The organism is Prosthecobacter sp., assembly GCF_044373815.1.
In the GTDB taxonomy this organism is placed as follows: Bacteria; Verrucomicrobiota; Verrucomicrobiia; order Verrucomicrobiales; family Verrucomicrobiaceae; genus Prosthecobacter.
Genome location: NZ_JBIPNG010000315.1, coordinates 1 through 7806, shown reverse-complemented (window position 1 = coordinate 7806; position 7806 = coordinate 1). Strand labels below are relative to the sequence as shown.

The 7806-nt window shown below is 59.6% G+C and carries 8 protein-coding genes; 3 read left to right on the top strand and 5 right to left on the bottom strand.

What is annotated here, in order from left to right:
* Positions 1–1934, bottom strand: a 1934-nt coding sequence (locus ACIREA_RS21590) for a DUF2339 domain-containing protein (protein WP_397384429.1), incomplete at its 3' end; no start/stop codon positions are given.
* Between the two features lie 88 nt (positions 1935–2022).
* On the opposite strand from ACIREA_RS21590, the gene ACIREA_RS21585 reads away from it, so the two are divergent.
* Together ACIREA_RS21585 and ACIREA_RS21580 are read left to right on the top strand one after the other, a co-directional pair.
* Positions 2023–2898 carry a LysR family transcriptional regulator gene (locus tag ACIREA_RS21585; RefSeq protein ID WP_397384428.1) on the top strand — a complete coding sequence of 292 codons (876 nt, stop codon included), beginning with the start codon at positions 2023–2025 and terminating at the stop codon, positions 2896–2898.
* A 93-nt stretch (positions 2899–2991) separates the two neighbouring features.
* Complete coding sequence (locus tag ACIREA_RS21580; RefSeq protein WP_397384427.1) at positions 2992–3651, top strand: hypothetical protein; 660 nt, start codon at positions 2992–2994, stop codon at positions 3649–3651.
* An 83-nt stretch (positions 3652–3734) separates the two neighbouring features.
* Here ACIREA_RS21580 and ACIREA_RS21575 read toward each other — a convergent pair whose 3' ends face one another.
* A complete protein-coding gene (locus ACIREA_RS21575; RefSeq protein WP_397384426.1) occupies positions 3735–4775 on the bottom strand; it encodes a hypothetical protein in 1041 nt (346 codons plus the stop codon).
* Positions 4776–4914: 139 nt separating this feature from the next.
* Here ACIREA_RS21575 and ACIREA_RS21570 point away from each other — a divergent pair, with 139 nt between their 5' ends.
* Entirely contained in the window at positions 4915–5340 is a 426-nt protein-coding gene (locus tag ACIREA_RS21570; RefSeq protein WP_397384425.1) for a thioredoxin family protein, read from the top strand.
* 37 nt (positions 5341–5377) lie between these two features.
* On the opposite strand, the gene ACIREA_RS21565 is transcribed toward ACIREA_RS21570, so the two are convergent.
* From ACIREA_RS21565 to ACIREA_RS21555, 3 genes are all read right to left on the bottom strand, one after another.
* A complete protein-coding gene (locus tag ACIREA_RS21565) occupies positions 5378–6163 on the bottom strand; it encodes an NIPSNAP family protein (RefSeq protein ID WP_397384424.1) in 786 nt (261 codons plus the stop codon).
* A gap of 48 nt (positions 6164–6211) precedes the next feature.
* Positions 6212–7333 carry a YhcG family protein gene (locus tag ACIREA_RS21560; RefSeq protein WP_397384423.1) on the bottom strand — a complete coding sequence of 374 codons (1122 nt, stop codon included), beginning with the start codon at positions 7331–7333 and terminating at the stop codon, positions 6212–6214.
* Positions 7334–7408: 75 nt separating this feature from the next.
* Positions 7409–7806 (bottom strand): sugar phosphate isomerase/epimerase family protein (locus ACIREA_RS21555; RefSeq protein WP_397384422.1); only part of this gene is annotated, 398 nt, incomplete at its 5' end.

Genomic DNA, 7806 nt, shown 5'->3' with positions numbered 1-7806 from the left:
AGCCCCAGCAGAAACACCGTGAGCAGCAGCGCGAGGCCAAAGACTGGCGAGGGATCAATCACGTGCAGATGCAGTGTGGCGAGAATGAGCAGCGCAAACGGCAGCACCGCAGAGCTGACCGGCAGCATGGCTGCAATCGGCACCTTCGGCATTTTGCGCGAGAGGAAGCTGCTGGCCACACCAAACAGCACCGCAAAGCCACCCAGCACGATGAGGAACAGTCCCAGACCGCCGGCGGTATTCGCAGGCAGACGAAACAGCCACGCGCCTGCCGTGATGAGTGTCAGCGCCAGTGCGGCGAGCACGGGAATCAGCGCACCCGTGAAAATCGCCAGACCAATGATGAGCAGATCCACGAGCAGAATCGCCGGCCACAGCATCAGGCTGACCGCATCCAGACACAGCACCGGCATGAGCAGCAGCACCAGCGTGATCACCGGCGTCCAGCTCATGAACAGCGTGGTGGACTGGCTGCGGCGCTGCCACAGCACAGCAAAGGCCGTGTGCAGCAAACCAAAGCCGAGATAAATGCCCAGCGCATAGGGTAGCAGCTCGTCGGTGAGCCTTGTCGAGGTCCAGATGGAAAGATGCAGAAACGTGAGTGTGGCGACGATGCCTTGAGCCCTGGCCACACGCGGCTGCTGCCACACAATGAGCAACACAACAGCATTGATGCCGAGCACAAAAGTGTACAGCAGAGTCGGCCGCTCCGTGATGGCACCAAATCCAAGAAAGACGAACGCGGTGAAGAGCGCACTGCCACACAAGGCCAGCGCCGCACCCGCAGGGTAGGCATCCTCATCTTCACGCTGCCGCGACCACCAGGCAGCGAGCATGAACAAGGTGGCAAAGCCAAGAAACACGATCACCGGAATCCACGTGGCCGAACCCATGGCATACTCGGACGAGCGGAAGAATTTCACCATCCACCCCGCCTGCATGATGATCGTGCCAGCAGACGCCAATGCCGTGAGATGCAGCCACCGCTTATGTTTGGCCACGGCCAGCACGCCGATGTCAAGCAAGGCGATGTAGCTGAAAAGCCCGCCAGGATTGTCATGGCCGGTGGAGCAAAGGATCGGCGTCAAAAAGCCGCCCAGCATGCCCAGCACCGCCACCACCTGCGCCTCCATCCGCACCGCCAGCAGGAAAGCCGTTGTGGTGATCAGCGTCATCATGCCAAAGGTCACCAGCGCATGATTGAAGGGCGGAATGTGGTACAGCGCATGCGCGGCAAAACTCACGCCATACAGCACCACGATGCCTGTCGCGCACAGCGTGTGCGCCAACGTGGCATACGGCTTGCGGCGCTGGATCACCACACCCGCACCCACAAGCCCCGCGCCGATCACAAAACCAATCGCCGTGCGCAGTTCGGCGGAAATCCATCCGCGCTCGATGCTGAGCTTCACAAAGAAAATGATGCCCAGAAACAGGGCCAGCCCACCTACCCACGCGAAGAGCTTCGCCCCCATGAACTGTTCGAGAGAAAGGCCCGGTGCAGGGCGTGGCTTGGGTTCCTCCATGGGCCTGAAGTCCGGCGTGTGCACGACTGAAGGGGGCGTGGGAGTTTTGGCCGCAGCGGGTTCGGAGGGCGGAATCGGCGGCGGTGCAGCCGGAGCCGTCACGAAGACGGGTTCAACGGAAGGAACAGGCGCATGCTTGGCGATGGTTTCAGGTGTTGCCACCGGAGCGGCGACAGCCGGAGCCTCCGTGGTTTTTGCCGGTTTGGTCCCGGCTTCGAGCGCTTCGATGCGCCGGATCAGCCGCGCCTCGCGTTCGACGTTCCGCGTAGCGATTTCCCGAAGCGAGCTGATTTCTGCGCCCAGTTCTTCGCCGCGCCGTCGTGCCCTGACGGCAGTGACGAGCGCGATGATGGGCATGATGAGCACCGCGCCACCGATGATCACGAGAAGGAGAATGATTTCGTCCATAGATGTCGCAGTCTCTCAGGATCAGCAGCCAAGGGAAATTGATATTTCCACGTGGCATCATTGATAAACCGTATAGCCTTTCCCCGGCATGAACGTCCATCACCTCGAACTTTTCTACTATGTGGCGCGTCACGGCGGCGTGAGTGCGGCGGCCCGGGCCATGCCCTACGGCATTCAGCAGCCGGCCATCAGCGCCCAGATTCTCCAGCTCGAAGATGCCCTCGGCGTCACTCTGTATCAGCGGCGCCCCTTTCAGCTCTCTCGCGAAGGGCAGACGCTCTATGATTTCATCGCGCCCTTCTTCGGTGGCCTGACAGAGATGGGAGACCGCCTGCGCGGCGGCGGTGAAAACCGGCTGCGCATCGCCTCCGCCGAGGTCGTGCAGCGGGACTATCTGCCGGAACTGTTCGGTCGCATGCAGCGGCGGGTAAAAGGGTTTCATTTCACCCTCACCCATGGCCGCCAGCAGGAGATCGAGACCCTGCTGGCCGCACAGGAGGTGGACATCGGCTTCGGCACACTGATGGAAAAAACCGTGGCCAACATCGAGTCGCGCGAGCTCCTCCGTCTGCCGATGGCCCTGCTGGTGCCCAAGCAGAGCGGCATCACCAAGGCCGAGCAGATTTTCGAAAAGGACCGCATCGACCTGCCACTCGTATCCTTGGATGCCAAAGATGTGGTGTCGCGCTCCTTTCAGGCCGCCTTGCGCCAGCGCGGTGTCGAATGGCTGCCCAGCCTCGAAGTCGGCAGCTTCGATCTCGTGCTGCGCTATGTCGTCGAAGGTTTTGGTGCAGGCCTGGTCCTGCTTCATCCGCGCATTGAACTTCCAGCCCATGTGAAAGCACTCGCGCTGGATGATTTCCCACCGCTTTGCTTCGGCGCCCTTTGGACAGGTCGCCTTTCGCCATTGGGAGAGGCCTTCCTCGCGGAAGCGACTGCCCTGGCGGCTGAACTGGCCCCGTAGTGGGAGATGCTTTGTGCGGCTCCTCCGGTCTAAATCACGTTCCGCAACAATCGAATGAATAAGCTTTGAGCCTGCGCGTCGGAGGTGAGGATTATGAAAATCAAATCGCTCTCTCTTTTGCTCGCTTCACTGACAGTCGCCATTTCTCTGACCTCCTGTGAAGAGTTCGCTGGCCCTTATGCTTCCGGCTATGGTTATGGCGGCGGGTATTCGTCCCGGCCAAACTACTACGGCGGCGGCTACAACTCACGGCCAGTGGTGTCATACAACAGCTTTAACAGCTACAGCTCACGGCCCTATTCCGGCTATTCGAACTGCTCTTACTCCACTCCCGGCTTCGCCTCATTTTTTAGCGCTCCCTCGCATCACTCCAGCCGCGGTTACTCAGCTCCTTCCTCCAGTCATTACCAGCACCATTCGTCCGGTCACTCCGGCGGCGGCTTTTCCAGTGCTCCCTTTTCCTTTGGTGGCAGCTCCCATCATTCCGGTGGCAGCACGCACCATTCAGGCGGCAGTTTCGGCGGCTCTGGGGGAGGATTTGGTGGTGGCACGACGCACCACTCCAGTGGTGGCTTCGGCGGTGGATTGGGTGGCGCACCGTCAGGAGGCTCCGGCTTCGGCGGCAGCTCCCACCACAGCAGCCACTCTTCACACGGTGGATTTGGCGGTGCTCCATCCGCTCCATCGGGCGGTGGCGCTCCCAGCCACTCCAGTGGCGGACATCACAGCGGCGGCCGCCACGGCATGCACTGAGGGTCGTAACGACCTTCAAGGAACCTGATCATTGCAGCGCCCGGAGGTTTTCTCCGGGCGTTGTGTTTGGCACCTGATTCAGCTCACTCCTGGGGCAGGTGGCCAATCACACGCGGATTGCCCGTGCCTTCCCACAGCATCAGCGCGGGGCCTTTGTTTTCCTCCGTCGCATCACCGCAGAAAAACACGCGCGGCGTGCCGCCAATCTCAGTGGCACAGAAGCCGGCCGCGTATTCCATGTCATCCGCGATGACCTCGGTTTTGTTCAGCGAGTAGGACATGGCATCAAGCTGATCTTTCGCGCTGGGAGAATCGTTGGAGGTCGGCGCGTACATGGGCTTGGCAGGCAGCGGCGTACGCAGGATCGCGGACATGTGGCGCCCGCGCAGCTGGGCATAGATCCATTTTCCTGCCGGAGCCACATGCTGCACCCACAGGCTGCCACCATTGGCTTCATCCGTGTTCATGATGGCCAAAGGCGCGATGCGTGCTCCCACCAGCGTGCCCAGACGCTCCGTGCCCGTATCGTCATCCGCCTGGATGCCACCTTCCCACACATCACCGTCGCTGATGAAAAACAGACGGCCGTCGTTGGAAAAAACACCGCCCGTCGCGCTGCTCACGCGGCGGCAGAAAATGGACAGAAAGGTGTGCTTGCCGCCTGGCTTGCGACCGTAGAAAGTCCCCATGCTCGTCGCGTCTGCGGTTTCATTGCCACTGACAAAAAGACAATCTGTGAGCGGCGTGCCCGGCACGGTGGCCACGAACAAATCCGTCGCGCCCACCACGGGTGCCGTGGCGCAGACGCGTTTCACGGGCGTGGCAGCACCCGGTGTCCACACCCACACACCCTCTTTGGCAAGAAACAAGGTTTCACCCTCGCTGCCTGCCGCCACACTTTCGATGCTCTCCTCCTTCAGCTCCGCTGGCAAAGGCGCCTGCGTGATCTTTCCCGTGGCAATGTCCACCTGCACCAGACCGGAGCGGCCCCTGCTTCCGAGTCCCATCGTCACCGTCCTGCCGTCTTTCGAAAAGAAGGCCTCATTGGCCATGCCGGACTGAAATGAAAACGTCAGGGCAAGCGAAGCACTGGCAAGAAAAACCGGAAGTCGTGAAATGCTCATGGCGCACGGGTTAAGGCAGCCTGCTGGCAAGTCAATGCGCATCAGCCACCTTCATGATTCTTCGGGCTCACGCAAAATATGGGGAATAAAAACGGCCACCATCGCATCTCATGATTCGTTCTTCCATCATCCCCAAACCATGAAAAAAACCATCCTCCTCATCCTCGCCGCCGCCACGAGCCTCGCCCTGGCCAGCGACTTCCCGAAAGGCAGCCCGGATTTCAAAGACAGCAGCACCCTCGCCATGAGTGCCGCGAAAAAATCCGGCAAGCCGGTCATCCTCGTCTTCTCCGCCGCCTGGTGCCCGCCCTGCCAGGCCATGAAACATGACGTCTATCCCAGCGCCGAGGTGAAGGCCTTTCACGACAAGTTCGTCTGGGCCTACATCGACATTGATGATGCACGCAATGAAAGCGCCGCCACCAAATACGGCGTCAACGGCATCCCGCACATCGAGTTCCTCAATTCCGAAGGCAAGGAGGTCGCCAAACAAGTCGGCGGCACCTCCTCCGAAGAATTCGCCAAGACACTCCAAAACGTGCTGGCTAAGACGAACAAATCCTGAACCGATTCGATCACGGAGCCGGGGTTATCCCGGCTCCTCAGATCTGTGAATACGTTGTCGGCACCAGCACCAGGTTTGTGATGCGTGACACGATTTCCTTGTCCGTAAAGCCGGGCGTCGTTTTGAGCTTCATCCATTCCGGATCCACGCGGAAGGTGTTCCATGCCTGATCCTTCGCTGCGGCGTCGCTGAAGCTCAGCATGTAGGTCAGGTTGGGCATCAGCGGTCCCACGATGGTTTCGCCAAAGAAAACGGCGTTGAGTCCGCTGCGCTTGAAGATCGCCAGCTCGCCGATGTTGAACATCTCGATCTTCTTCTTCCCCGTCTTCTCGCTGGGGCTCTCATAGATGCGCAACTGGTAAACCTGGCTGCCCTTCACCGGCACCGCCATCGCAGGCATGCCTGCGATGCCCTGTGTCAGCCAGCTTTCGACGCGTTCGTACACCGCATCCGCCGCCGGTGCATCCAGATAGGCCGCGCCCTGCTTCTGCAAGGCCGCATCTGCCAGCAAATCTGCACTCTTCGCGAGTTGATCCAGTGAGCTGTAACGCAGCACCACATACACCACTGGCGTCCCTTCCGCCTTCTCCGGCAGAAACACCCCCACGTTTTTCACGCCGAGACGGTTCAGCGCCGGGATTGCCGCATCCTTCAGATAAGACTCCAGCACACTCTGCTTCTCGGGTGCTTTGAGCGTGTACTTCCGAATTTCAAAATACTCCCGCGCAGCGTCGCCCGGCGCATCCGCAGCAGGCAGGGTTTGAATGGCGCCGACCAGCCCGCTGGCGACCACGGTGGATTTGAGGAAAGTGCTTCGAGTCATGAGAGGCTTGATAGTTTAATTGTTGGAAAAGAAATGGGTGTGCTTTGCTCAGCGAGCACGTCGAGTACGGCTGGGAGTTTTTTTCTTGGATCGTGTCGGGGTGGGCTTGTCTTGCAATCTCTGCTCGCGTGAAAAAATCTCCATTTCGCGATTAAGTTCGGCACGCAGTTCGTCCTCGCTGGGAAGCACGAGGCGGTATTTGCTGGCAAAAAGCTGTTCATGACCGTGCAGCACGGAATAGCGCACCACGCTGGCGTCCTTGTGGGCGCACAGAATGATGCCCACGGTGGGGCCGTCGCCGGGCCCCCGATGCTGCTCATCATACATGCGCACATACATGTCCATCTGGCCGATGTCCTGATGCTCCAGCTCCCGGGTTTTGAGATCGAAGAGGACAAAGCATTTCAGCACGTAGTTGTAGAAAACCAGGTCCACGTAGAAGTCCTTCGTCTCAGTGCTGATGCGTTGCTGCCGCGCCACAAACGCGAAGCCCTTGCCCAGCTCAAGCAGGAAAGACTGGAGATTGCTAACGAGTGAGTCTTCCAGATTCGACTCCAGCAGCTTGCCTGTGCCAGGCAGACCGAGAAACTCCAGCACGATCGGATCACGAATAAAGTCGCGCGGGCTGGGCGTTTCCAAGGCCAGATTTTTCACCGCCTCCGCCTTCACGGCTTTTTTGTCCCGGCTCCTCAGCAGCCTCTCATAGTAAAGGCTGCCCATCTGCCGTTCCAAAGCACGCGTGCTCCAGTTCTGCGCGATAGACTCACGCACATACCATTCACGGGCCTCCTCATCATCCACGCGCAGAAGAAGGCGGTAATGTGTCCAGCTCAATTCAGGACGCACTGCGTCTAAATTTGAAAAGGCAGCATGGAACTGCCTCATCTTGTAAAGATTTGAGGCGTCGTATCCACGGCCAAACTCCGCTGTCAGCTTGTCAGCCAGACGTCTAAGAAGGCCCGCTCCATATTCAGCCCGCTGCGCTCCCTCTTGCTCAAACTCCACGATATGCCGCCCCACCTCCCAGCAGGTGCGCACCTGCATCACATCCACAGCACGCAGCAGCTGCCCTCGGGATTCCAGAATCAGCCCGCGCAACTGGCTCAGCAGCCGGTCAAAACCATGACCCGCCTTGACGATGGATTGCCTGGGCTTCTTCGGTAAAGGCATGCGGCCCAACATTGAACGTCGCCGCCGCACTCTCAACCATGTTTCTTCACAAACCCTCGGAGCAGTCAGCAGTCTTCATGCTTTCGCCAGCGCCCCCGCCAGCACCGCATAACACTTCTTCGCCGCAGCCACAGGTTCATACCCCGGCTTGCTGAAAATTTGCCCGCTCACTTCCACCACCACAGGTCCTTGGTAACCATGCTGCTTCAGCGCGGTGAAGTACTTCACATAATCGGTCTTCCCCTCGCCCGGCAGCAGGAACTGAAACTTCGCCGCATCACCCGCCGCGTCCTTCACATGAATGAACTTCGTGCGCGGCAGCAGCAGCTTCATGCTCTCCTCCATGTCGATGCCCTGCAGCTCAAAGTGGCTGTAGTCATACGTCACCTGGATGGCCGGAGACTTCACCTGCTCCAGCAGCCACAACAAGCGCTCTGGCGAGTTCACCGCACTGCCCACATGCGCCTTGATCG

Coding starts and splice junctions, on each gene's coding strand:
- ACIREA_RS21560 (WP_397384423.1), bottom strand. CDS start 7,333: ATGCCTTTACCGAAGAAGCCCAGGCAATCCATCGTCAAGGCGGGTCAT.
- ACIREA_RS21575 (WP_397384426.1), bottom strand. CDS start 4,775: ATGAGCATTTCACGACTTCCGGTTTTTCTTGCCAGTGCTTCGCTTGCC.
- ACIREA_RS21570 (WP_397384425.1), top strand. CDS start 4,915: ATGAAAAAAACCATCCTCCTCATCCTCGCCGCCGCCACGAGCCTCGCC.
- ACIREA_RS21585 (WP_397384428.1), top strand. CDS start 2,023: ATGAACGTCCATCACCTCGAACTTTTCTACTATGTGGCGCGTCACGGC.
- ACIREA_RS21580 (WP_397384427.1), top strand. CDS start 2,992: ATGAAAATCAAATCGCTCTCTCTTTTGCTCGCTTCACTGACAGTCGCC.
- ACIREA_RS21565 (WP_397384424.1), bottom strand. CDS start 6,163: ATGACTCGAAGCACTTTCCTCAAATCCACCGTGGTCGCCAGCGGGCTG.